We start from the raw sequence: 24201 nt of genomic DNA, 5'->3' as shown, positions 1-24201 counted from the left end.
CCCCGGGGCATCCTCGCAATGCCCGCGCGCCGGCGCAAGTTTCGCCGCGCGCCGGAGCTGCCTAGAATCGGGCCACCGGTCCATGCGGCCACACCCTGGGGACGCCATGCCTGCCATCCACCGGCGACCTGGCCTGCGACCTGCGGCACTGGCTGCGCTCTGCGCGCTGGCCGGCGCATGTGCGCAAGCACCATCGCGCGATGCAGCGGTGGCCGGCGCGTCGCCGGCAGTCGACCCCGCGACCGGTTCCGTGCCGACCCCTCCGAACCCGGCCCCGGCGCTGCATCCCGATGCCCATGCCTACACGCTGGACCCGGTGCACACGAGGATCGCGATCGCGGTCGACCACGCCGGATTCTCGAAGGCCATCGGCACGGTGTCGGGAGCCACGGGCACGCTGCACCTGGTGCCTGGATCCTGGGAAGGCGCGCACGTGGAGGTCGGGATCCCGCTCGCGCAGCTGGATTTCGGCGATGCCGCGTGGAACCGCGCGGTCGCCGCGCGCGGGCTGCTCGACACCGGGCGGCACCCGATCGCGGCCTTCCACTCCACGCGCATCGAACCGCTGGACGCCGGGCGCGCCCGCATCCACGGTGGGCTCACGCTGCGCGGCGTCACCCGCGGGGTGGTGCTTGATGCCGTCCGCAACGCCGAGCGCCGCCACCCGCTGCCGCCGTTCCGCCACACCGTCGGGTTCTCCGCCACCGCCACGCTGAGCCGCGCGGACTTCGGCAGCACCGCATGGGATTCGATGATCGGCGATGCGGTCGAAGTGCGGATAGAACTCGAAGCCACTCGCTGAAGTACACCGCGCCTCAGCGGCGCAGGAAATCCCCCAGCTTCGCCGGATCGAACGGCCAGGCCAGCTCGCGCCCGTCGCCATCGTCGCGCAGCACCGGCACCCGGTCGCCGTAATCGGCCTCCAACGCTTCGTCGCCGTCGATGAACACGCTCTCGAACGCCGGCACCCGCGCCGCGGCCAGCACCTCCAGGGCCAGGTCGCAGAGATGGCAGTCGTCGCGCTGGAACAGGATCAGGGGCATGCGGCAAGGCCTCGCTTCGGGTACGCCGACGCACGGGCCCGTACGCGGCGACGGCTATCATAGGCAATACCCCAGCCCTTCCGGGACGCCATGGCCGTCAGCACGTTCGACCTCTACAAGATCGGCATCGGGCCGAGCTCCTCGCATACCGTCGGCCCGATGCGTGCCGCCGCGCGCTTCGTCGAGCACTGGCTGGATGAACCCGGTCGCCTGCAGGACGTTGCCCGCATCCGCGCCGAGGTCTTCGGCTCGCTGGCGCTGACCGGCCGCGGCCACGGCACCGACAAGGCCGTGCTGATGGGCCTGGAAGGCCAGCACCCGAACACCATCGACCCCGACATCATCCCCGCCGCGCTCGAACGCATCCGCGGTAAAAAGCAGGTCCATCTGCTGGGCCGCCACCCGGTGGCCTTCAACGAGAAGCGCGACCTGGTGATGAACAAGCGCCAGAAGCTGCCCCACCACACCAATGGCATGCGCTTCACCGCCTACGACGCCAGCGAGGAAGTGATCGCCACCCGCGACTATTACTCGGTCGGCGGCGGCTTCGTGGTCAACCAGGACGAGGCCGCCGAAGACCGCATCGTCGCCGATACCACGCCGGTGCCCTACCCCTTCAGCAGCGGCGACCAGCTGCTGGCCCAGGCGGCGGAACACGGGCTCAGCATCGCCCAGTTGATGATGGCCAATGAAACCTCCTGGCGCAGCGAGGATGAAGTGCGCGCCGGCCTGCGCGAAATCCACGATGCCATGCAGTCGTGCATCCAGCGCGGCATCGCCAACGGCGGCACCCTGCCCGGCGGCCTGCGCGTGTCGCGCCGCGCGCCGGCGCTGTACGCCGAGCTCTCCGAACGCCCCGAGGCCGGGATACGCGATCCGCTGACCGTGCTCGACTGGGTCAACCTGTACGCGCTGGCGGTGAACGAAGAGAACGCCGCCGGCGGCCGCGTGGTGACCGCACCAACCAACGGCGCCGCCGGCATCCTGCCCGCGGTGATGCGTTACTACGAGCGCTTCTGCCCCGGCGCCAGCGAGCAGGGCGTGTTCGACTACCTACTTACCGCGGCCGCGGTTGGCATCCTCTACAAGGAAAACGCATCGATCTCCGGCGCCGAGGTCGGCTGCCAGGGCGAGGTCGGCGTCGCATGCTCGATGGCCGCGGCGGGCCTGACCGCTGCGCTCGGCGGCACTCCCAGCCAGATCGAGAACGCGGCCGAGATCGGCATGGAGCACAACCTGGGCCTGACCTGCGACCCGATCGGCGGCCTGGTGCAGATCCCCTGCATCGAGCGCAATGCGATGGGCTCGGTGAAGGCGATCAACGCTTCGCGCATGGCCATGCGCGGCGACGGCAAGCACAAGGTGACGCTGGACGAAGTCATCAAGACCATGCGCGACACCGGCCGCGACATGCAGGACAAGTACAAGGAAACCAGCCGCGGCGGGCTGGCGGTGAACGTCATCGAGTGCTGAGCGACCGCACAGTCCTCAGCACGTCATCCAGCAGCGCCGCAGCCGTCACTTCGGCACCCGCCCCAGGGCCGCGGATCACCAGTGGCTGCGTGGCATAACGACAGCTGCTGATCGCCACCAGGTTGTCGGTGCCTGCGCCCGCACAGAGTGGATGCGACGCGGGCAGCGCGCGCAGGCCCACCTCCGCGCCGCCGGCGTCGAATCGACCCACGAAGCAAAGCCGCGCGCCGCTGCCCCGGGCCTGCAGGAGGCGCCTGCGCAGGCTTGCATCGAGCACTGGCAGCAGCGCCTCCACCTCGTCGGGGCCGGCCGCGGCCAGCGCACCGTCAAGCAACGACTCCACCCGCACCTGCCGCAGCTCCAGCGGCAGCCCGGCCGCGCGCGCCAGTATCAGCAGTTTGCGGCGCACGTCCTCGCCGGACAGGTCAACGCGAGGGTCCGGCTCGGCATAGCCCTGTTCGCGCGCTTCGCGCACCAGCGTCGAAAATGGCCGGGAGCCGTCGTAGCGTCCGAACAGCCAGGCCAGTGAACCCGAAAGCACGCCCTCCACGGCGTGGATGCGGTCGCCACCGGCCACCAGGTCCGCGATCGAGCGCAGCAGCGGCAGGCCTGCACCCACCGTGGCGCTGTCGCCATAGTGCGCACCGCCCTCGGCCTGCGCGACGGCGATGGCTTCCGCCCGCGCCAGCTCCGAACCCTTGCCGAGTTTGTTGGCGGTCACCACGTGGACGCCGCGTGCCAGCCATTCGCCGTGCCAGCCGGCCACGCGGTCGCTCGCCGTGGCGTCAACCACGACGTCGCCGCGGCGCAGGCCTTCGCGCTCCACCCATGGAGCCCAGGCGCCGTGGCGCACCGGCGCCGCGGCGATCTCGGCCAGCGCCTGCAGCGGCCGATCCCCGGTTTCGCTCACTGCACGCGAGTTGGACAGCCAGGCAAACGCGGGAACATCCACGCCTTCGCCACGCAGGCGTTCGCAGCGTGCGACGAAGGCGCTGCCTACCGTGCCCGTGCCCAGCAGCGCCAGCCGTGGCGAGGGGCGCGCGGCACCCGCGGATCGCCCATCCGGGCGTGCCGGCGGTGGATGGATGGCCGCTGCGTTCATGCATCCACCCGTCGGCGCGCGATCGCGCCAAGGACCGCATCGACGCGCGCGAGTGCGGCATCAAGGTCGCAGAGCAGGTCGGCCAGCGACTCGATGCCCACCGACAGGCGCAGCAAGCCGGCGCCGATGCCGGCACGCTCGCGGGCCGCAGGTGTCATCGCCGCATGGGTCATCGTGGCCGCATGCGCGACCAGGCTTTCAACGCCGCCCAGCGACTCGGCAAGCGTGACGCACTGCAGCCCGTCGACGAATGCACGCGCCGCCGCCTCGCCGCCATGCAGATCCACGCTCAGCATCGCGCCAAAGCCTTTCTGCTGGCGCGCCGCGACGGCGTGGCCGGGATGCGATTCAAGGCCTGGCCAATAGACCCGCGCCACCGCCGGATGCGCATCGAGCCGGCGCGCGACCGCCTCCGCGTTCTCCTGGTGGACGCGCATGCGTGCGTCCAGAGTGCGCAGGCCGCGCAGGGTGAGGAAGCTGTCGAAGGGTGCCCCGGTGATGCCGAGCGCGTTTGCCCACCAGGTGAAGCGCTCATGCAGCTCCGGGGTCGCCGCCACCACTGCGCCACCGACGACGTCGCTGTGGCCGTTGATGTACTTGGTGGTCGAATGCAGCACGGCGTCGGCGCCAAAGGCGATCGGCTGCTGCAGCGCCGGCGACAGGAAGGTGTTGTCCACCGCCACCAGGGCGCCGGCGCGGTGCGCGGTCTCGATCACGAAGCGCAGGTCGGTCACGCGCAGCAACGGATTGGACGGCGTCTCGACCAGCACGAGCTTCGGCCGCGTCGCCAATGCGTCGGCCAGCGCACGTGGATCGGTCAGGTCGGCGGTGAGCAGCTCGAAGTGGCCCTTGCCCGCCAGCGCCTCGAACAGCCGCCAGCTGCCGCCATACGCATCGTGCGGCACGACCAGCCGGTCGCCGGGTTCGAGCAGTGCGTGCAGCAGCAGGGTGATCGCCGCCATGCCGCTGGAGGTCACCACGCCGCCGGCGCCGCCCTCGAGGTCGGCCAGCGCCGCCCCGAGCAGGTCGCGGGTCGGATTGCCACTGCGCGTGTAGTCGTACTCGCGCTTGCCGCCGATGCCTTCGAAGCTGAAGTTCGACGACAGCACCAGCGGCGGCACCACCGCGCCAAAGGCCTGGTCGCGGTCGATGCCCGCGCGCACGGCACGGGTCGCATCGCCGTGGCCCGGGTCGTGTTCGTGGCCCGGGCCGTGGTCGTGCCGGCTCATGCCGACACCTCCGCGGCCAGCGCCCGCTGCAGGATCGCGTCGATGCGGCCATCGTCCTTCAGGAACGCGTCGTGGCCGTGGGGCGAACGCACTACGCGAAGGCTGGCCGGCCCCCCCAGCTCCTCCACCAGCGCCACCGCGTCGGACAGCGGCACCAGCGGATCACCCTCGACCGCCACCACGGTGGCCGGCACCCTCACGTCCGCTGGCGCCACCCGGTGCAGGTCGAGTGACTCCGACAGCCGCTGCCAGGCCAGCGCCGGGGTCCTTGCCACGAAGCGCACGCCGGCCGCATCCAGATAGTCCTCCGATGCCACCCTGACGCGTCCGTTGACCACTTCGGCCGGCGCGTCGAAGCGCTCCGCGAAACCATCGCCGCTGCGGTAGCCGAGCATCGCGAACTGCCGGGCCAGCGCGAGGCCCTGCCCTTCCGCACACTGCAATCCCCCCAGCGCGACCGCCTTGCGCTGGAGCGCACGCCAGGCCGCGGCCCAGGGATGCGCGCGATGCGCACCGCTGACCGCGACCACCCGCTCCAGGCGCCCGCCGTGTCGCGCCGCGAACTGCAGTGCGACGGCGGCGCCGTAGGAGTAGCCGACGAAGGCACGCAGGCGCGCGATGCCGAGCGCATCGAGCAGCACCGCCGCGGCATCGGCCTGGTCGGCGCTGTCGATCACCGCATCGAGGCTGCCGTCGGCGCCGACGTGATCGAAGGCGAGCAGGCGCAGTCGCGATGGATCAAGTGCGCGGCCCCGGCCAACGACCGCCTCTGCCCAGCCGCGCTGCGGGAACGCGGCGCTGGCGGCGAGGTGGCGATCAGCCGAGATGCCGCCCGACACCAGCACCACCGGCGCGCCTTCGGGCCCAAGCAGCTGCCAGGCCAGGCGAAGGCGGCGGGCACCGGCATGGCGCATCGGCAGCACCACGTCGATCTCGCCGCGCAGGGCGGCATGGCCTGTCCCGCCGGCCGCGGGAAGAGGCCGTGGTACGGGTGCGATGGGACACGCTGCGGGAAGCGTGGAGGCAGGGGCGACGCGGTCTTCGAGGCTCATGGCGATATCCGTATGTGGACAAGGCCATCGATGCCGCGGGGCATGCCGAACGATGGATATCGCCGCAGCGGCGGCAATACGCGACGAACCACCCCGAGGGTGATCCGCAGCCATCTTCCGGTGGACACACAGGTCCCCGCAGGACTTGGCACAGCGGACGGGGCGTGCGCCCCATCCAGTTGCCCCGGCGTCGTCGGGCCTGTCCCTCGGCCGGTCTCGATGGATGGCGGCAGCTTGGCAGCGCATCCGCCACATGTCAATCGCTTTATGCGGATGAAGAGATGTCCTTCTTCCGGTCGCCGCAGGCGTGCTGCGCACCGCATAATCAAGCCATGTCGAGACCCATCGTTGCGAGTGCGCTCGCCCTGCTGCTTGCCGCCTGCGCCGGCGCCCCTTCGCCCCGTCCGTCCTACCAGTCTTCCGCGACGTCGCCGGCTACACCGGCCTCGGTGCTGGTCACCGAGGCCTGGATTTCGCCCGACGTGCACGGCGAAGAGCTGGACTCCGTGGTCACCTGGGTTTCCGGGGACGGCGACACCTGGCTGCTCGCCACCGGCAAGTCCACCCACCGCCTGTCGGTGTTCGACGGCGAGTCCGGCGCGGCACTGCGCACGGTCGGCGCGCGCGGGGAAACACCGGGTACGTTCAATCGTCCCAACGGCCTGGCGGTCTTCGGCGACATCCTGTTCGTGGTCGAGCGTGACAACCATCGCGTGCAGCTGCTGTCGCTGCCGGACTTCGCGCCTGTGGCGAGCTTCGGCCACGACGAGCTGCGCAGCCCCTACGGCATCTGGCTGCACGAAAGCGCGCCACGCGAACTCGAGGTCTTCGTCACCGACAGCTTCATGTACGGCGAGCGCCACGACGTGGTGCCTCCGGCCCAGGAGCTGTCGCAGCGCGTACGCCGCTACCGCCTGCGCTTCGACGACCAGGGCCACCTGGATGCCGCCCATCTCGGATCCTTCGGCGAGACCGCGGGGCCGGCGCGCCTGAACATGGTCGAGTCGATCGCCGGCGACCCGGCGCACGAACGCCTGCTGGTCGCCGAGGAGGACCAGACCGGCCCGTCGAACATCCACGTCTACGACTTCGCCGGCCGCTGGAGCGGACGCAGCCTGCCCGAAGACACGTTCACCGGGGAGGCCGAGGGCGTGGTGTTGTGGGCCTGCAGCGCCACCGCCGGCTACTGGCTGGCGGTGGACCAGCAGGCGCCGCTGACGCGTTTCCACCTTTTCGACCGCGAGAGCCTGGAGCCGGTCGGCAGCTTCCATGGCGAAACCACGGCGCGCACCGACGGCATCGCCCTGCACGCCGCCGCCACGCCGCGGTTCCCCGGCGGCGTGCTGTACGCGGTGCACGACGACCGTGCGGTCACCGCGTTCGACCTCGGCGACATCGTCGAGGCGCTGCGCCTGGACACCGCCTGCCTGCACTGACCGATGCGCACCCTCCTCGCCGCCGCGATCCTGCTTGCAGGGTGCATTCCGGTGCCCGCGGGCTGCGTGCCGTCAGGCGCCGCGCAGGCCGCCGAACCCGTTGCAGGCACGCGCCAGGATCCCGCACCGCTTGCGCGATTGGACGTGGTGGACCGCGGCCACGGCCCCGAGGCCTGGGCGGAGAATCTGCTCTCCGGCCCCATCGAGGTCGTGCTGCGCGCCAGCGGCAGTGCACCCGTGGCGCATCCCGCGCTGCCTGCACGCGCCACCGTTCCATCGCGGGGCCGGGTGCTGGTGTCGCGGGTGGATCGCGCCGATGCCCTGCTCCTGCTGGACGTGGTGCCCGGCCATCCGGGCGCCAAGCCGCGTGACGTGGAATACACATGGCCGCTGGCGACCCACGTGCTCAGCATCGGCCAGGGCTGGGGCGGCGCCTTCAGCCACCGCGACGACGAGAACCGCCATGCGGTCGACTTCGCCGTCGCCGAAGGCACCGCGGTGCTGGCCGCGCGCGACGGCGTGGTGATGCAGGTGGAAGCCCGCTTCCGCAACGGCGGCCTCGGCTCACCCGCCGACACCGAGCGCGCGAACTTCATCCGCATCCTGCACGCCGACGGCACCATGGCCGTGTACGCCCACCTCGCCCCGGGCGGCGCGCAGGTCCGCGAGGGCGAACGCGTGCGCCGCGGCCAGCGCATCGGCAGCTCCGGCAGCACCGGCTACAGCGGCGGCCCGCACCTGCACTTCGCCGTCCAGGCCAACCGCGGCATGCGCCTGGTGTCGCTGCCCTTCAAGATGTTCGGCCCGGCCGGGATCCTCCGCTTCAGCGAGGCTGCGGCGGGGGTGGAGTGAAGAGCGGAGAGCATTTTTGCCACGGATTTACGCGGATCAGGGCGGATTTACACGGATAGGGCAAAGGCAGGAAAGAGCGAAGGAAAAAAGGCGTTTCAGCCACGGATTACGCGGATCAAGCCAAGGCGATGGGTTGCCCCTCGCCTTGATCTACTTCCATTTCCGCGAACGCGTGGCAAAAGTCCCCCGGCCAGATCCGCGTAGTCCGCGTAAATCCGCGGCTGAAAGCTCTCTCTCCCGCTCTGCTCTATCCGTGTAAATCCGCCCTGATCCGCGCAAATCCGTGGCAAACGCTCTTTGGACCCACACCAGCCCCGTATAATCCCGGACTTTCCGCACACCCGACGGCGCCAGCGCGGCGCGTACCGCCATGCCTGACGTTTCCGCCGAAGCCGCCCGCCGCCGCACGTTCGCGATCATCTCGCACCCCGACGCCGGCAAGACCACGCTGACCGAGAAGCTGCTGCTGTTCGGCGGCGCGATCCAGATGGCGGGCAGCGTGAAGGGCCGCAAGGCCGCACGCCACGCCACCTCCGACTGGATGAAGCTCGAGCAGGAGCGCGGCATCTCGGTCACCAGCTCGGTGATGCAGTTCCCCTACGAGGGCCGCATCGTCAACCTGCTCGACACCCCCGGCCACGCCGACTTCGGCGAGGACACCTATCGCGTGCTGACCGCGGTGGACTCGGCGCTGATGGTGATCGACGTCGCCAAGGGCGTCGAGGAACGCACCATCAAGCTGATGGAGGTGTGCCGCATGCGCGACACGCCGATCATGACCTTCATCAACAAGCTCGACCGCGAAGGCCGCGAGCCGATCGAGCTGCTGGACGAGGTCGAGAGCGTGCTCGGCATCCAGTGCGCGCCGGTGACATGGCCGATCGGCATGGGCAAGCGGCTCAAGGGCGTGGTCCACCTGCTGAGCGGCGAGGTCCACCTGTACGAGCAGGGCCGCAACTTCACCCGCCAGGACTCGACGATCTTCCCGTCGCTGGACGACCCGCGCGTGGAGCAGCGAATCGGCGCCGACATGCTGCGCGAACTTCGCGACGAGCTGGAGCTGGTGCAGGGAGCAAGCCACGGCTTCGATTCCGCGGAATACCTGGCCGGGCGCCAGACGCCGGTGTTCTTCGGCTCGGCGGTGAACAACTTCGGCGTGCAGCCGCTGCTCGACTTCTTCGTGCGCCAGGCACCCTCGCCGCAGCCGCGCGCGACCACCGGCCGCGACGTCGCGCCGGGTGAGCCGAAGCTCAGCGGCTTCGTGTTCAAGATCCAGGCCAACATGGACCCGCAGCACCGCGACCGCGTCGCCTTCATGCGCGTGTGCTCGGGCCGCTTCGAGGCCGGGATGAAGGCCTTCCACGTGCGCACGGGCAAGGACATGAAGCTGGCCAACGCGCTGACCTTCATGGCCAGCGACCGCGAGATCGCGGTCGAGGCATATCCGGGCGACGTGATCGGCATCCACAACCACGGCACGATCTCGATCGGCGACACCTTCACCGAGGGCGAGAAATTCTCGTTCACCGGCATCCCCAACTTCGCGCCCGAACTGTTCCGCCGCGCCCGCCTGCGCGATCCACTCAAGCTCAAGCAACTGCAGAAGGGCCTGGCGCAGCTGTCGGAGGAAGGCGCCACGCAGTTCTTCCGGCCGCTGATGTCCAACGACCTGATCCTGGGCGCGATCGGCGTGCTGCAGTTCGAGGTTGCCGCCTACCGGCTCAAGGCCGAGTACGGCGTGGATGCGATCTTCGAACCTGTGGGCGTGGTGACCACCCGCTGGGTGCGCTGCGCCAACGAACGCAAGCTGGAGGAGTTCCGCGAGAAGAACGCGACCAACCTCGGCATCGACGCCGCCGGCCAGCTGGTCTATCTCGCCCCGACCCGAGTCAACCTCCAGCTCGCCATCGAACGCTCACCCGACGTCGAGTTCATGGCCACCCGCGAACAGGCCCACACCCAGGCCGCTGGCTGAGCGTCTGTCGCACGGATGGGGCTGGAAGAGCGTTTTTGCCACGGATTTGCGCGGATCAGGGCGGATTTACACGGATAGAGCACAGCAGGCGAAGGAGCTTTCAGCCGCGGATTTGCGCGGATTACGCGGGTCTGGCCCAAGAAGTTCTGCCACGCGTTCGCGGGACGGAGTGAGTCGAGGCGAGAAGCAACCCATGGTCTTGGCTTGATCCGCGTAATCCGCGCAAATCCGTGGCAAAAAGCTCTCGCCCTTTCTCTTCTGCCCGCATCTCCTATACGCCAACGCATGGCATGATCGACCCCGTTCATCCCCCCGGGATTCCATCGTGTCCACCATGAGTCTGCGCGAAAGGCGCGAGGAACTCGCCAGCGCGCTGACCCACGGCCTCGGCGCGACCGCCGCGCTTGCAGGCGGCGCGGTGTTGATCACCCTGGCCGCGCTGTACGGCAACGGCTGGCAGCTTGGTGCGGCCATCGTATTCGGCAGCAGCCTTCTGCTGCTCTACCTCGCCTCCACCCTGTACCACTCGTTCCAGCATCCGGTGCTCAAGGGGCGGCTGAAGGTGTTCGACCACTGCGCGATCTACCTGCTGATCGCCGGTACCTACACGCCGTTCACGCTGATCGGCCTGCGCGGGCCCTGGGGCTGGGGCCTGTTCGCCGCGATCTGGACGTTGGCACTTGCCGGCGTGGTGTTCAAGCTGTTCTACACCGGCCGCTTCAAGCGCCTGTCGACCCTGGTCTACGTGGCCATGGGCTGGCTGGTGCTGGTGGCGATCAAGCCGGTACTGGCCGCACTCGACGCCTGGACCTTCGGCTGGCTGGTCGCCGGCGGCGTGTTCTATACCCTGGGCACGGTCTTCTACCATCGCGAATCGATCCCCTATTCGCACGCGATCTGGCACCTGTTCTGCATCGCCGGCAGCGTGTGCCATTACGTCGCGGTGATGGCCCAGGTCACGCTGCCCGGCTGAACATCCCCCACGTCCGTTCACCGTCGTTTTACCGCCCGCGGTGGAAGGTGGCCCGGCATCCACACCGGAACGCCGCGTGCCGACGGAACATCCCCAGCAACCCGAGCCCCGGCAACGCGAGGCATATCGCGAGGCCTTGGACGGCGCCCGCGCGCATCCCTGGCGTATCGCCGCCGCGGCGACCGCCATCGCGCTGCTGGTGCTGCTCCTGCTGTGGGACTGGAACTGGTTCAAGGGCCCGGTGGAACGCGTGGTGTCCGCGCAGACCGGGCGCAGCTTCGACATCGGCGGAGACCTCGATGTCGACCTGGGCCTCACCACGATCGTCCGCGCCGACAGGCTGGTGCTGGGGAACGCCGACTGGTCCGACACGCCCGAGATGGCGACCGCCGATTCACTCGAACTGCACGTGCGCCCGTTCTCGTTGCTGACCGGCAGCGCGCACGTTCCCCAGCTCCACCTGGCCCGGCCCGACCTGCTGCTGGAGACCGGCGCCAAGGGCGGCAACTGGATCTTCAAGGACACCCCGGGCAACGGCGACGGCCCGCGGATCGACCGCCTGCTGGTAGACGAGGGGCGCCTGCGCTTCATCGACGCGGCCAACGGCACCGACATCGACCTTGCCGTAGCCAGCCACGAGGGCGAAGACGTCGACGAACGCCCGCTCACCCTGCACGGTGATGGCCACTGGCGCGGCGAGGCCTTCGAACTCAGCGGCGCGGTCGCGTCGCCGCTCGAACTGAGCTCAAGCGATACGCCGTTCGCACTCGACCTGCGCGCAACCGCCGGAGCCACGAGTGCACACGCCCGCGGCGCCATCACCCGGCTGCTCGGGCTGGACGCGTTCGACGTAGAGATGGCGCTTTCGGGCAAGGACCTGGAAGACCTCTATCCGCTGCTCGGGCTCGCCTTGCCGCATACGCCGCGCTACGCGCTCGACGGCCGCCTGGTCCGCGACGGCGCCGTCTGGCGCTACGAAGGCTTCAGCGGCACCGTCGGCGACAGCGACCTTGGTGGCACGGCGAAGGTCACCACCGGCGGCGAGCGCCTGCTGTTCGAGGGCGACCTGCATTCCGAACTGCTCGACTTCGACGATCTCGGCGGCTTCGTCGGCGCACCGCCCGACAGCGACGGTGATGAATCGGGCAATGCCGAGCTCAAGGCGCAGGCCGCCGCCCGCGCCGCCGAAGGCCGCCTGCTGCCGGACACGCCCTACGACCTGCACAAACTGCGCACGATGGACGCGGACGTTCGCTGGAAGGCGACCCGCATCGAGGCACCGGGCTGGCCGCTGGACGACATGGACGCCCATCTCGTGCTCGAGGCCGGGCTGCTGCGCCTGGAGCCGCTGGACTTCGGCGTTGCCGGTGGCCGCGTACGCTCGACCGTGCGCATGGACGCGCGCAAGGATGCGATCCGCACCAACGCCGCGATCAGCGCCCGCGGACTCGAGCTGGGGCGGCTGTTCCCGGACTCCGAGCTCGCCGCCGATGCGGTGGGCAGCATCAGCGGAGACATCGACATCGCCGGCAGCGGCAATTCCGTGGCCCGCATGCTCGCCACCGCCGACGGCGACATCGCGCTGGGCATGGGCCGCGGCGAGATCAGCAACCTGCTGGTCGAACTCGCCGGCCTGGATATCTATGAAGCACTCAAGTTCCTGATCGGCAAGGATCGCAAGGTGGCGATCCGCTGCGCCTTCGGCGACTTCGCGGTCGAAGACGGGGTGATGACGGCGCGCGCGCTCGCATTCGACACCAGCGACACCATCATCGTCGGCAAGGGCACTGTCGACCTGCGCGAGGAGCAGCTGGACCTGGAGCTCAGGCCCAGGCCCAAGGACCGCAGCATCCTCGCGCTGCGCTCGCCGCTCGTGGTCGATGGCAGCTTCCTCGATCCGGGCTTCCGTCCCGACATGGCCAGGCTCGGCCTCCGCGGCGCGATCGCGCTCACGCTCGCCAGCATCGCGCCCCCGGCAGCACTGCTGGCCACGCTGGAGCTTGGCGGCGGCGAAGACAGCGACTGCGGCGGCGAGTACGCGCGGTAGCGCGCACTTGCAGGAGCTGCATTTGTGGCAGCTGCATTTGTGGCAGCTGCATTTGTGGCAGCTGCATTTGTGGCAGCGGCTATAGCCGCGAATTGTTTACCGGTCGACCATGCCGCTCCTGCAATGGCAAGGCGATCGCGGCTATAGCCGCTGCTCCCACACAGGGGCGCAGGACACCGCTCAGGAGGTGATGTAGCGCTGCAGGTGATCGAGTTCGAGCTGCTGCTCCTCGATCACCGCCTTGACCAGGTCGCCGATCGAGACCAGGCCCACCACCTTGCCGTCCACCACCACCGGGAGGTGGCGGATGCGGCGCTCGGTCACCAGCTGCATGCACGCCGGCGCGACGTCGTCGAGACCGACCGTCACCGCGTCGGCGGTCATGATCTCGCGCACCGACGTGTCCCTGGACGAGCGCCCGTCGAGCACGATCTTGCGCGCGTAGTCGCGTTCGGAAACGATTCCGGCAAGCCCGCCTCCCGCATCCAGCACCACCAGTGCGCCGATACCCTTTTCGGCCATCAGCCGGATGGCGTCGATCACCGCCGCATCCGGACTTATCGCATGGACCTCAGGACCTTTGGATTCCAGCAGCTGCCTTACCGTGCGCATCGCGACCTCGCTCGTCGATCGTGGGGGGCACGCCCGAGCATACCCCTTCGGCCGGGGACCAGGTATCGACCAGGTAGAGCGGCCGCTGCTTCGACTCCTCGTAAAGCCGGCCGAGGTATTCGCCGATCAGGCCCAGCGCCATCAGCTGCACGCCGCCAAGGAACAGGATCACCGACATCATCGTCGGCCAGCCCGCCACCGCATCGCCCCAGACCAGGGCCTTGGCAATGATCCACAGGCCATAGCCGAACGCCAACAGCGCCGTGGCGATGCCGAGATAGGTGGCCAGCCGCAGCGGCGCGGTGGAAAAGCTGGTGATGCCCTCGAGCGCGAAGTTCCACAGTCGCCACGCGTTGAACTTGCTGCGCCCGGCCAGCCGCGGCTCGCGCCGGTAGGGAACGCTGACGCGCTTGAAGCCGATCCAGCCGAACAGGCCCTTCATGAACCGGTGGCGCTCGCGCAGTTCGCGCAGCGCGGCCAGCGCGCGCGGGGAAAGCAGGCGGAAATCACCGGTGTCGGCCGGCACCGGGGTTTTCGACAGGCGTTGCATCACGCGATAGAACAGGTGTGCCGAGGCGCGCTTGAACCAGCCGTCGCCTTCGCGCGCCAGCCGGGTGCCGTGCACGTCGTCGAAGCCTTCGCGCCAGCGCGCGACCAGCTCCGGAATGAGTTCCGGCGGATCCTGGCCGTCCGCGTCGAGGATCACGGCCGCGCCCGAAACCACGCGATCCAGCCCGGCCGTCAGCGCCGCCTCCTTGCCGAAGTTGCGCGACAGCCGCAGCAGCGACACCCGCGCGTCGGCGGCGGCGAGATCCCGCATCACCGCCCAGGTCCCGTCGGTACTGCCGTCGTCGATGTACAGCACGCTGCCGGCCACGCCATCGGCGGCGGCAAGCCGCGCCAGCACGGCCGCCAGGCGGCGATGCAGCTCCGGCAGCGCCGCCGCCTCGTTGAAGGCGGCCACCACCACGGTCAGTCGGTCACGGCTCATGCCGACATCCTAGCGTGCACCGGCGTCACTCCAGCGCCCCGAGCCAGGCCTCGCCGCCGAGGTTGCGCATGTTGCGTTCGATCCACTGCGCGCGCCGCTGCACGTATGGCCCGGGGCGATGCGCGCTGTAGCGTCGCGGGCTCGGCAGCACCGCCGCCAGGCGTGCGCTCTCGTTGTCCGTAAGGGTGTCGGCGTCCTTGCCCCAGTAACTGCGCGCCGCCGCCTGCGCGCCGTAGATGCCGTCGCCGAACTCGGCCACGTTGACGTACACCTCGAGGATCCGCTGCTTCGGCCAAAGCGCCTCGATCAGCAGCGTGTACCAGGCCTCCGCCCCCTTGCGGACCCAGCTGCGCCCGCTCCACAGGAACAGGTTCTTGGCCAACTGCTGGCTGATCGTGCTCGCGCCGCGGGTGCGGCCACCGCGGGCGTTGTGGGCGCGCGCACGTTCAATCGCCTCGAGGTCGAAGCCGCGATGGCCGGCGAAGTTCTGGTCTTCGGCCGCGACCGCCGCCAGCGGCAGCGACGGCGCGATCCGGTCGAGGTCGCGCCATTCGTAGGCGATCCGGAAACCGGTATCCCCCGCGCGCAGCGCCTCCACCTGGCGGATGGCCATGAACGTCGAGAACGGCGGATCGATGAAGCGCAGCGCGAGCACCTGCACCACGCTCACCAGCGCCAGCAGCAACGGCAGCTTCCACAACCAGTGCCATCGGCTGCGCCGGCGGCGGCCGTGGCGCGACGCGGACGGCGTCGCGTCATCCTTGTTCCTTCCCGACTCCATCCCCATCTCCACGGTTCGCCCGCACGGGTCGATGCGGCGATTATCCAGCCGCACGGCCCCACCACAACGCGCAACGGATCCCCCCGCATGACTGATGCCGCCAACGCCCCCGAGCCCCACGACCACCTGACCCGCTTCCTGCTGCCGCGCGCCGGCGTGCGCGGAGTACACGTGCACCTGGGCGAAACCTGGCGCCGCATCGCATCCAGCGACGATTACCCACCGGTGGCGCGCGGGCTGCTCGGCGAAGCCGCGGTGGCGTCGGCGCTGTTCACCGGCCACGTCAAAGTGGACGGCCGCCTCTCGGTGCAGCTGCGCGGCGAGGGCGCGCTGCGCACCCTGTTCGCCGAATGCACCGCTGCCGGCACCCTGCGCGGCATCGCGCGCATGGCGGAGGATGCCGGCGACATCAGCGGGATCGACGGCCTTGGCGAGGGCGCCCTGCTTGCGATCACCATCGAAAACCCCGGCGTCGGCAGCCGCGACGCCGCGCGCTACCAGGGCCTGGTACCGCTGGACGCCGCCGACCTGTCGCGGGCCTTCGAGGACTACTTCATCCAGTCCGAGCAACTGCCGACCCGGATCCTGCTCGCCGCCGGCGGGGACGCCGCCACCGGACTGATGCTGCAGAAGCTCCCCGCCGACGAAGGCGACGATGACGGCTGGGACCGTGCCAGCGCGCTGTTCTCCACCCTGGGAGCAGGCGAGCTCCTGGCCACCCCGGGGGCGGAGCTGCTGCACCGCCTGTTCCATGAGGAGTCACCGGAAGTGGTAGGCGGCAAGCCGCTGGCCTTCGCCTGTTCCTGTTCGCGCGAGCGGGTCGAGGCGATGATGGTTTCGCTGGGCAGGGACGAAGCCGAGGCCGCCCTGATCGACGGCACCGCACAGGTCCGCTGCGAGTTCTGCGGCCAGGCCTACGAATTCGACGCCGGCGCCCTGCACGCCCTCTTCACGGCCAAGCTGAGCCCAATGGCTGCTCCGCCGGGACTGCAGTGACTGCGGAGGGATTGTTAAGAAAACATGAATCGACTAGAGTCGGAGCCATCATCGAGGCGGAACTTCCGCCATCTGTCAGGGGTCTATCCGGCACGCCATGAAGACGCGCCTTGCACAGCTGTCCCTCTCCCTTGTCCTCGCCCTCGGCGTGGCAGCGGGCGCGCACGGGCAGACGTTGCAGGGCAAGCGCGGCCAGGCCGTGCTGCCGGTATGGAACCAGTCCAGCGGCAAGATCGAAGCCCTGCTCCTGCTTGAGCCCGCCGAGGCGAATTCGGCCGCGGGCTTCGGCGACAGCGCGCTTGATGCTGCTTTCGGACTGGATGCCGGCAATTCCCTGGGCGTGTTCTGCGACCGCAAGACCGGCCTGGCCAGCGCGCTGGGCAACCTTGCCGACAACTGCATGCTCGCCAGCTTCGAAGACGACTCCGGCAGCCATGCCAGCGGTACCGCAGCCTTCCAGGCCGGCACCAACACGCGCCTGGGCCTGAGCGCCGGCAGCGGCCACGGCACCCTTCCGCCATGGCTTGCCACGGGCAACCGCGGCGCCGCCGCCACGGTCGACGTCAACGACCTGACCGTCTTCGCGCAGCACAATATCGGCCGCGAAGGCGTGGTCGCCATCGCCGGCACCATGGCGAAAGCCACGCTGATGACCCCGGCCGAAGCCACCCATCTCGGCATCGGCGACGCCTGGACCTCGCGCAGCCTGACGATCGGCGGCGGCTACGGCCGCTTCGGCGCCAGCATCGTCGGCCATGTCGTCGAAACCCCGGGCCAGCCCCGGTGGGAAGGCGTCGGATTGGGGCTCACCTGGCGCACGCCATGGAGCGGCCAGCTCACCGTGGGCGCCGACAATCTCGTCACCAAGGGCCGGAATCCGTTCTCGCCGAACCTCAATGGTCGTGACGAAGAAGGCACCGTGCCCTACATCAGGTACGAGCAGGACCTCTAAGTCCTTGATTTTGCGCAGACTTCCCTGGCGGAGCGCGCAATTATTAACAACACTTTAATTTTTGCTCAGGCGGAGCTACTATCGGCAGCGGCCTTGCCGGGCTTGGTGTCTGTCTTGACTCCACCGGTGGGGTTCCCATGGGATTTACCCAAGACTCACTCGGAGAGAGAGATGACCTTTAAGACCACCAAGCTCCGCGACGCGATCACTTTCGCGCTCGTTGCAGGTGCCACCACGCTCGTGGGCACTGGTGCAGCATTTGCACAGGAAGCCAGCTCCACGGACCAGGCGACCACGCTGGACCGCATCGAAGTCACCGGCTCGCGCATCCGCCAGGTTGACGTTGAAACCGCCCAGCCGGTCATGACCATCAGCCGCGACGATATCCAGGCCGGCGGCTTCAACACCGTTGCCGATATCCTGGCGAACATCCCGTCGGCCGGTTCCCCGACGTTCAGCCGCACCTCGCCGCTGACCGCCAACGCCGAAGCTGGCGGCCAGTACATCGACCTGCGCAACCTCGGTGCACAGCGCACCCTGGTGCTGGTCAACGGCAAGCGCCTGGGCATCAGCCCCGATGGCTTCCAGGACATCTCCACCATCCCGACCATCATGGTTGATCGCATCGACGTCCTGAAGGACGGTGCCTCCTCCATCTATGGCTCGGACGCCATGGCCGGCGTGATCAACATCATCACCCGCAAGAACTTCGAGGGTGCCGAGGCCAACGCTTACTTCGGCCAGTACGGCGAAGGCGACGGCACGAAGCAGACCTACGACTTCCTGGTCGGCATGACCAGCGACCGCGGCTCGGTCACCATCGCTGCCGAATCCCACAAGGAAGAAGGCGTGTGGGCGCGCAACCGCTGGTTCTCCAAGGACAGCTACCCGGGCTATCCGCAGTACAGCACCACGCCCGTCGGGCAGTGGGGCAACTGGCGTCTCCCGAGTGCCGCCAACACCGATCCCTGGCAGGTTGCCGACCGCGGCAGCGATACCATCGGTCCCGGCGGCTGGCACGACCAGACCGATGCGGACACCAGCATCCCGTCCGACCAGATGCACGCGATGACGCCGCTCAAGCGCCGCGCGCTGTTCGTCAACGCCAACTATGACCTGACCGACAACATCCGCTTCGTTGCCGACATGGGCTACACCAAGCGCGAGTCGGACCGACAGATCGCGGGTTACCCGACCCAGTCAGGGGCCCTCGGTGCTCCGATGGCCGCGGACAGCTACTTCAACCCGACCGGCGGCGCGTCCGCGGTCAACTGGCGCCGTCGCGGCTGGGAAGTGCCGCGCACCACCGAAACCGATCAGACCACGTGGCGCCTGAACGCGGGGCTGGAAGGCTCGTTCGAAATCGGCGAGCGCTACTTCGATTGGGACGTCGGCTACATGTACAACGAGGCCGACACCTACATCACCAACAACGGCAACTTCTACATCCCCGCGGTCCGCGACGCAGTGGGTCCGTCGTTCATGAACGGCCAGGGCCAGATCGTCTGCGGTACCCCGGGTAACGTCATCGCCGGCTGCGTGCCGTGGAACCCCTTTGCCGGCTTCGGCACGGGCGCCGTGGCCAACTCGCTGGACGATCCGTCGCTGGTCAACTATCTGTTCAAGGAAGAGCACGCGAGCGGCAAGACCGAGACCAACAACTACTACGCCAACCTGGCGGGTTCGTTGTTCACCCTGCCGGCCGGCGACCTGGGCTTCGCCGTGGGTTACGAGTACCGCAAGGAAGAGGGCGGCTTCACTCCGGACTCCATCGCGCAGTCGGGTGACTCCACCAACCTGGCGTCGGGTCCGACCTACGGTTCGTACTCGGTCGACGAGGTCTATCTCGAGCTGAACATTCCGATCCTTGCCGATATGGCCTTCGCCAAGGAGCTGAGCCTCAACGTTGCCAGCCGTTACTCGGATTTCGACACCTTCGGTGACACCACCAACAACAAGTTCGGTGTGAAGTGGCGTCCGATGGACGACCTGCTGGTCCGGGGCACCTGGGCCGAGGGCTTCCGCGCCCCGACCATCGGCGACCTGTACGGCGGTACGTCGGATACCTTCACCACCGGTTTCCGCGACCCCTGCGACACGCTCTACGGTTCCGCCGCCGGTACGGCCCGCTGCCTCCAGGACGTGCCCGTCGGCTACCGCCAGCTGCAGCAGGGCTTCGTGCCCACCACCACGCCTGGCGCTCAGACTCCGGTCGCGTTCACCTCGGGTTCCAACCCCCTGCTCCAGCCGGAGTTCTCCGAGTCCAAGACCATCGGCCTCGTGTACAGCCCCAGCCAGGTGCAGGGTCTGAGCGTGGCGCTGGACTGGTGGAACATCCTGATCGAGAACACGGTGGTTGGCGACCACCCGAACGACATCCTCAGCGACTGCTACGTGAGCCTGATCGAAAGCCGCTGCGGACTGTTCTCGCGTGACCCCGGCCAGGGCAACATCGTCACCGAGCTGCTGTACGGCTCGCGCAACGCGGGTTACGTCGAGACCGAAGGCTTCGACCTCGACGTGAACTACAGCATGGATACCGACTACGGCCGGTTCGGTGCCCGCTGGGCCACGACCTACGTCAGCCTGTATGAGGTCAAGTCCACCGACGATGCAGGCGTCATCCCGGGCCAGGCGAACGGCTTCGGCGGCACCTTCCGGGTCCGCTCGAACCTCAACCTGAGCTGGGCCCTGAATGACTTCGCGGTCAGCTGGGGCATGCGCTACAACTCGGGCACCAAGGAAGGCTGCTACTTCGCAGAGCACTGCTCGCTCCCGAACTATCAGGCTCCGGACACCCTGGGCAACATCGTGTCGCAGAACGAGGTCGGTTCGACCACGTTCAACGACCTGCAGGTCAGCTGGAATGCTCCGTGGAACGCCCGCATCGCGGTGGGTGCCAACAACGTGCTGGACAAGGATCCGCCGGTCTACTTCTCGGCTCCGAACTCGGGCTTCGCGTTCTACGGTGGCCACGACATCGGACGCTTCATCTACATGCGCTACCAGCAGAAGTTCTGATCCTCTGAACTTCCGCTACGCTTGACGCTACAGCCCCGAAAGGGGCTGTAGTTTTTTTCGCCTTTGAAAACACGAGGTTAACGACCATCCATGGACACCGGCGTCCCCAAGCAACAGATGATTGCCGCCCTGAACCGCCGGCAATGGGGCCAAGCGCATTCGCAAGCCCTGCGCCTGATCGACCTTGGCGCAGCCGACCCGGAAATCCATTTCATCGCCGGCGTGGCCCTGCTTGAACAGCACGGCGCCATCGGCGCGCAGGCTCACTTCAGGCAGGCCATCGCCCTCGACCCGCGGCGCCCCGACTTCCACCTGTACCTGGCAAGGGCCTGCGCGTCGTCGCAGGACTACGATGCGGCCCTCGATGCAGCTGGCCAGGCCGAAGCCCTTCTTCATCCCGAGCACGCGCTCGGCTTCGACACCCTCGGGGTCGTCCTTGTCCAGTGCAACGCCCATGAACGTGCGGCAGCCGCTTTTCGACAGGCGATACGCCTGGATCCAGACAATGCGGGGCTCCGCTTCAACCTCGGCACCGCCTTGACCTTCCTGGGCGACATCGATGGCGCCGAGCGTGAGCTGGAGGCCAGCGTCCGCCTTGATCCGCATCACTGGCGGGCCCACCATTCCCTGTCGCAACTGCGCAGGCAAACGACGGAGTCCAACCACATCGAACGCTTGTCGGCGCTGGCCACGGCTGCCGAGGGCAAGGTCACCGCGACCACGTTCCTGAACATGGCGCTGGCCAAGGAGCTCGAGGACATCGGCGACCACGATGGCGCCTTTGATCGCTGGGTCACCGGCAAGGGCGCACCAGGGCACCTGCTGCAATATTCAACGGCAAAGGACGAAGCGCTATTCGATGCGCTGGCCTCGGCCTTCCCGCCCCCCTGCCCTGTTCCGGCCATCCGCGGCAGCGATGCGGTCGACCCGATCTTCATCGTCGGCATGCCGCGCACCGGGACCACCCTCGTGGACCGCATCGTGTCCAGCCATCCCAAGGTCCAGTCCGCCGGTGAACTGCACAATTTCGCCTCTGTCTGGAAGCGTGCCATGGGCGGCCCGGGGTTCGAGATGTTCAACCCGGCACACATCGCCGGCGCGGGAACGGATGCCCTGGACTGGCGCAAGCTCGGGGACGACTACGTCGCCAGCACCCGCTCTTTCACGGGCTCCGCGCCCCATTTCACCGACAAGCTCCCACACAACTTCCTGTACCTCGGATACATCGCCTGCGCACTGCCAAAGGCGAAGCTGATCTGTGTCCGCAGGCACCCGCTCGATACCTGTCTCGGCAACTTCAGGCAGCTGTTCGCGCCGGAATCGCCCTATTTCGACTATTCCTACGACCTGCTCGACATCGGGCACTACTACATCCTGTTCGACAGGCTGATGGCGCACTGGAAGGCGGCATTCCCCGGACGGATCTTCGAGGTCCAGTACGAGTCGCTGGTATTGGAGCAGGAGCGGAACAGCCGCGCGATCATCTCCCACTGCGGGCTTGAATGGGACGACGCTTGCCTGGCGTTCGAGAAGAACACCACGCCCGTCTCCACTGCGAGCGCGGTGCAGGTACGGGCACCGATGTACACCACCGCGCTGGGGCGGTGGAAACGCTACGAACACCGGCTCGGGCCGCTCAGGACCATGCTGGAAGCGGCCGGCATCGACTGCGCGTGACCGCCACTCCGCGGCCCCGCCCGTTGGCAGCCACGCTGCCAACGGGTCCGGCCCGCCTCAGCTCGCTGTCGCGACGCCTTGCAACGGCTCGAGGCTCAGGCGCAGCGCCGAATCGCCCGGAACGCCCAGTTCGTCAAGGTAGGACGCCACGCTGGCGGCCTCGGCCTTCCAGCCGGCTTCATCCACCCGTAGCAGCTCGGCCATCGCATCCGCGGACACGTCGGCACCATCGAGATCGAGCGCGCCCTCTGCCGGAACGTGGCCGATCACTGCCGCATCGGCCTTCGCGCCGCCGTCGACGCGGCCGATGATCCACTCCAGCACGCGCATGTTGTCGCCGAAACCGGGCCACATGAAGCGGCCGCCGGCATCCTTGCGGAACCAGTTGACGTGGAAGACCTTCGGGAGCTTCGCACCCGGCTGGTCGAAAGACAGCCAGTGGGCGAAGTAGTCGGCGAAGCTGTAGCCGCAGAACGGCTTCATCGCCATCGGGTCGCGGCGCATCACGCCGACCGCGCCGGTGGCCGCGGCCGTGGTTTCCGACGCCATCGCCGCACCCACGAGCACACCGTGCGCCCAGTCGCGCGCCTCGAAGACCAGCGGCACCAGGCCCGAGCGGCGGCCACCGAAGACGATCGCGCTGATCGGCACGCCCTGCGGATCCTCGGCGTGCGGGGAGAACGTCGGGCACTGTTTCGCGCTGACGGTGAAGCGGGAGTTCGGGTGCGCCGCCGGACCCTTGGCGGGGTCGAAGTCACGCCCCTGCCAATCCTTCGCCGGCACGCGCTTGTCGAGGCCTTCCCACCAGGGCTGGCCGTCGTCGGTGACTGCGACGTTGGTGAAGATGGTGTCGCGCTGGATCGAAGCCAGGGCGTTGGGGTTGGATTTTTCCGACGTGCCGGGAGCCACTCCGAAGAAGCCGGCCTCCGGGTTGATCGCCCACAGCCGGCCGTCTTCGCCGGGATGCATCCAGCAGATGTCGTCGCCGACCGTCCACACCTTCCAGCCCTTCTCGCGGTAGGACTCCGGCGGGATCAGCATGGCCAGGTTGGTCTTGCCACAGGCGCTCGGGAAGGCCGCGGCGACGTAATGGACTTCGCCCTGCGGGTTCTCGATGCCGACGATGAGCATGTGCTCGGCCAGCCAGCCCTCGTTGCGGGCCTGGTGCGAGGCGATGCGCAGGGCGTGGCACTTCTTGCCCAGCAGGGCGTTGCCGCCGTAGCCGGAGCCGTAGGACTTGATCGCCAGCTCTTCGGGGAAATGCATGATGTAGCGGCGGTTCGGGTCGAGCTCGCCCGTTGAATGCAGGCCACGGACGAAGGTGTCGGGCTCCCCGCGGGCGACATGCTCCAGGCCCTCGCGCTCGATGCGCGCCAGGGCGTCGGCGCCCATGCGCGTCATCACCCGCATGTTGGCGACGACGTAGGGCGAGTCGGTGATCTCGACGCCGCAACGCGCCAGCGGCGAGTCGATCGGCCCCATGCAGTAGGGCACCACGTACAGGGTGCGGCCTTGCATGCAGCCGTCGAACAGGGCATCGATCCTGGCGTGGGCCTCGGCCGGGGCCATCCAGTGGTTGTTGGGGCCGGCATCCTCGCGTCGCTCGTGGCAGACGAAGGTCAGGTGTTCGACCCGGGCGACGTCATCGGGACTGGAGCGGTGCAGGACGCAGCCCGGATGGGTGTCCTGGTTGAGCGGCAGCAGGGTGCCGTCGGCCATCATGGCCTCCTGCAGCGCGGCCGCTTCGGCATCGCTGCCATCGCACCAGACGATGCGGTCGGGACGGGTCAGCGCCGCGACTTCGTCGACCCATTGCTGCAGGGACGCAAGCCGGGTGCCGGGCGTCGCGTTCGCGCCCTGCTGGGGAACTGCATTCATGTCTCGCGCCTCCGAAGTGCGCTGCTTTCAGGCTGGACACGCAATTCTATCCAGCGCAGCCCACGCCCCCGTGCTGCAGTGCGTCAAAGACAATCCCCATCGCGGGCCGCC

General features: G+C 68.6%; 18 protein-coding genes, 1 pseudogene and 1 riboswitch. Of the genes and pseudogenes, 11 read left to right on the top strand and 8 right to left on the bottom strand.

The window, feature by feature from the left end; all coding sequences use genetic code 11:
- Positions 1-250: 250 nt before the first annotated feature.
- Positions 251-799, top strand: a pseudogene (locus ACW7G5_RS01875) (YceI family protein); the annotation flags it as partial.
- A gap of 16 nt (positions 800-815) precedes the next feature.
- On the opposite strand, the gene ACW7G5_RS01870 reads toward ACW7G5_RS01875, so the two are convergent.
- Complete coding sequence (locus ACW7G5_RS01870; protein ID WP_457001322.1) at positions 816-1043, bottom strand: glutaredoxin family protein; 228 nt, start codon at positions 1041-1043, stop codon at positions 816-818.
- A gap of 90 nt (positions 1044-1133) precedes the next feature.
- Between ACW7G5_RS01870 and ACW7G5_RS01865 the strand changes: the two genes are divergently transcribed.
- A complete protein-coding gene (locus ACW7G5_RS01865; RefSeq protein ID WP_457001320.1) occupies positions 1134-2516 on the top strand; it encodes an L-serine ammonia-lyase in 1383 nt (460 codons plus the stop codon).
- Here the strand turns inward: ACW7G5_RS01865 and ACW7G5_RS01860 are convergent.
- Genes ACW7G5_RS01860 through metX form a run of 3 tightly spaced genes read right to left on the bottom strand, consistent with a single transcriptional unit; the run spans position 2503 to position 5899 of the window.
- Entirely contained in the window at positions 2503-3618 is a 1116-nt protein-coding gene (locus ACW7G5_RS01860) for a homoserine dehydrogenase (RefSeq protein WP_457001319.1), read from the bottom strand. The two genes, ACW7G5_RS01865 and ACW7G5_RS01860, sit on opposite strands and share 14 nt — an antisense overlap.
- The gene (gene metB, locus ACW7G5_RS01855) at positions 3615-4847 is read right to left on the bottom strand and encodes a cystathionine gamma-synthase (RefSeq protein WP_457001317.1); all 1233 of its coding nucleotides are present in this window, start codon (positions 4845-4847) and stop codon (positions 3615-3617) included. Before metB ends, ACW7G5_RS01860 begins: the two co-directional genes overlap by 4 nt.
- Positions 4844-5899, bottom strand: a complete 1056-nt coding sequence (gene metX / locus ACW7G5_RS01850; protein WP_457001316.1) for a homoserine O-succinyltransferase MetX — start codon at positions 5897-5899, stop codon at positions 4844-4846. Before metX ends, metB begins: the two co-directional genes overlap by 4 nt.
- Before the next feature lie 107 nt (positions 5900-6006).
- A riboswitch (SAM riboswitch) is annotated at positions 6007-6125 on the bottom strand.
- A 106-nt stretch (positions 6126-6231) separates the two neighbouring features.
- Between metX and ACW7G5_RS01845 the strand changes: the two genes are divergently transcribed.
- The 5 genes from ACW7G5_RS01845 to ACW7G5_RS01825 all read left to right on the top strand — a co-directional run bounded on the left by ACW7G5_RS01845 (position 6232) and on the right by ACW7G5_RS01825 (position 13182).
- Positions 6232-7335, top strand: coding sequence for a phytase (locus ACW7G5_RS01845; RefSeq protein ID WP_457001314.1), 1104 nt, complete (start codon positions 6232-6234; stop codon positions 7333-7335).
- A 3-nt stretch (positions 7336-7338) separates the two neighbouring features.
- The gene (locus tag ACW7G5_RS01840; RefSeq protein WP_457001312.1) at positions 7339-8187 is read left to right on the top strand and encodes a M23 family metallopeptidase; all 849 of its coding nucleotides are present in this window, start codon (positions 7339-7341) and stop codon (positions 8185-8187) included.
- 370 nt (positions 8188-8557) lie between these two features.
- Positions 8558-10162: a peptide chain release factor 3 gene (locus tag ACW7G5_RS01835; protein ID WP_457001310.1), complete on the top strand. Its 1605-nt coding sequence runs from the start codon at positions 8558-8560 to the stop codon at positions 10160-10162.
- Positions 10163-10496: 334 nt separating this feature from the next.
- Positions 10497-11135, top strand: a complete 639-nt coding sequence (gene trhA / locus ACW7G5_RS01830; protein WP_457002818.1) for a PAQR family membrane homeostasis protein TrhA — start codon at positions 10497-10499, stop codon at positions 11133-11135.
- 136 nt (positions 11136-11271) lie between these two features.
- Positions 11272-13182 carry an AsmA family protein gene (locus ACW7G5_RS01825; RefSeq protein WP_457002816.1) on the top strand — a complete coding sequence of 637 codons (1911 nt, stop codon included), beginning with the start codon at positions 11272-11274 and terminating at the stop codon, positions 13180-13182.
- Positions 13183-13362: 180 nt separating this feature from the next.
- On the opposite strand, the gene ACW7G5_RS01820 is transcribed toward ACW7G5_RS01825, so the two are convergent.
- Genes ACW7G5_RS01820 through mtgA form a run of 3 tightly spaced genes read right to left on the bottom strand, consistent with a single transcriptional unit; the run spans position 13363 to position 15572 of the window.
- Positions 13363-13794: a CBS domain-containing protein gene (locus tag ACW7G5_RS01820; RefSeq protein ID WP_457001308.1), complete on the bottom strand. Its 432-nt coding sequence runs from the start codon at positions 13792-13794 to the stop codon at positions 13363-13365.
- Complete coding sequence (locus ACW7G5_RS01815) at positions 13754-14785, bottom strand: glycosyltransferase family 2 protein (RefSeq protein ID WP_457001306.1); 1032 nt, start codon at positions 14783-14785, stop codon at positions 13754-13756. Before ACW7G5_RS01815 ends, ACW7G5_RS01820 begins: the two co-directional genes overlap by 41 nt.
- Before the next feature lie 25 nt (positions 14786-14810).
- On the bottom strand, positions 14811-15572 hold the full coding sequence (mtgA, locus tag ACW7G5_RS01810) for a monofunctional biosynthetic peptidoglycan transglycosylase (RefSeq protein WP_457002814.1): 762 nt from the start codon (positions 15570-15572) through the stop codon (positions 14811-14813).
- Between the two features lie 81 nt (positions 15573-15653).
- Between mtgA and hslO the strand changes: the two genes are divergently transcribed.
- The 4 genes from hslO to ACW7G5_RS01790 all read left to right on the top strand — a co-directional run bounded on the left by hslO (position 15654) and on the right by ACW7G5_RS01790 (position 22212).
- The gene (gene hslO, locus ACW7G5_RS01805; protein ID WP_457001304.1) at positions 15654-16562 is read left to right on the top strand and encodes an Hsp33 family molecular chaperone HslO; all 909 of its coding nucleotides are present in this window, start codon (positions 15654-15656) and stop codon (positions 16560-16562) included.
- Between the two features lie 97 nt (positions 16563-16659).
- On the top strand, positions 16660-17514 hold the full coding sequence (locus tag ACW7G5_RS01800) for an XOO1806 family protein (RefSeq protein WP_457001302.1): 855 nt from the start codon (positions 16660-16662) through the stop codon (positions 17512-17514).
- Positions 17515-17685: 171 nt separating this feature from the next.
- Positions 17686-20535 carry a TonB-dependent receptor domain-containing protein gene (locus ACW7G5_RS01795; protein ID WP_457001301.1) on the top strand — a complete coding sequence of 950 codons (2850 nt, stop codon included), beginning with the start codon at positions 17686-17688 and terminating at the stop codon, positions 20533-20535.
- 90 nt (positions 20536-20625) lie between these two features.
- Positions 20626-22212, top strand: coding sequence for a sulfotransferase (locus tag ACW7G5_RS01790; RefSeq protein ID WP_457001299.1), 1587 nt, complete (start codon positions 20626-20628; stop codon positions 22210-22212).
- A gap of 57 nt (positions 22213-22269) precedes the next feature.
- Here the strand turns inward: ACW7G5_RS01790 and ACW7G5_RS01785 are convergent, their stop codons facing one another.
- A complete protein-coding gene (locus ACW7G5_RS01785) occupies positions 22270-24090 on the bottom strand; it encodes a phosphoenolpyruvate carboxykinase (GTP) (protein ID WP_457001297.1) in 1821 nt (606 codons plus the stop codon).
- Positions 24091-24201: the final 111 nt, after the last annotated feature.

It is taken from the genome of Luteimonas sp. A501, assembly GCF_054052085.1.
This window is presented reverse-complemented; position numbering and strand designations above follow the sequence as displayed.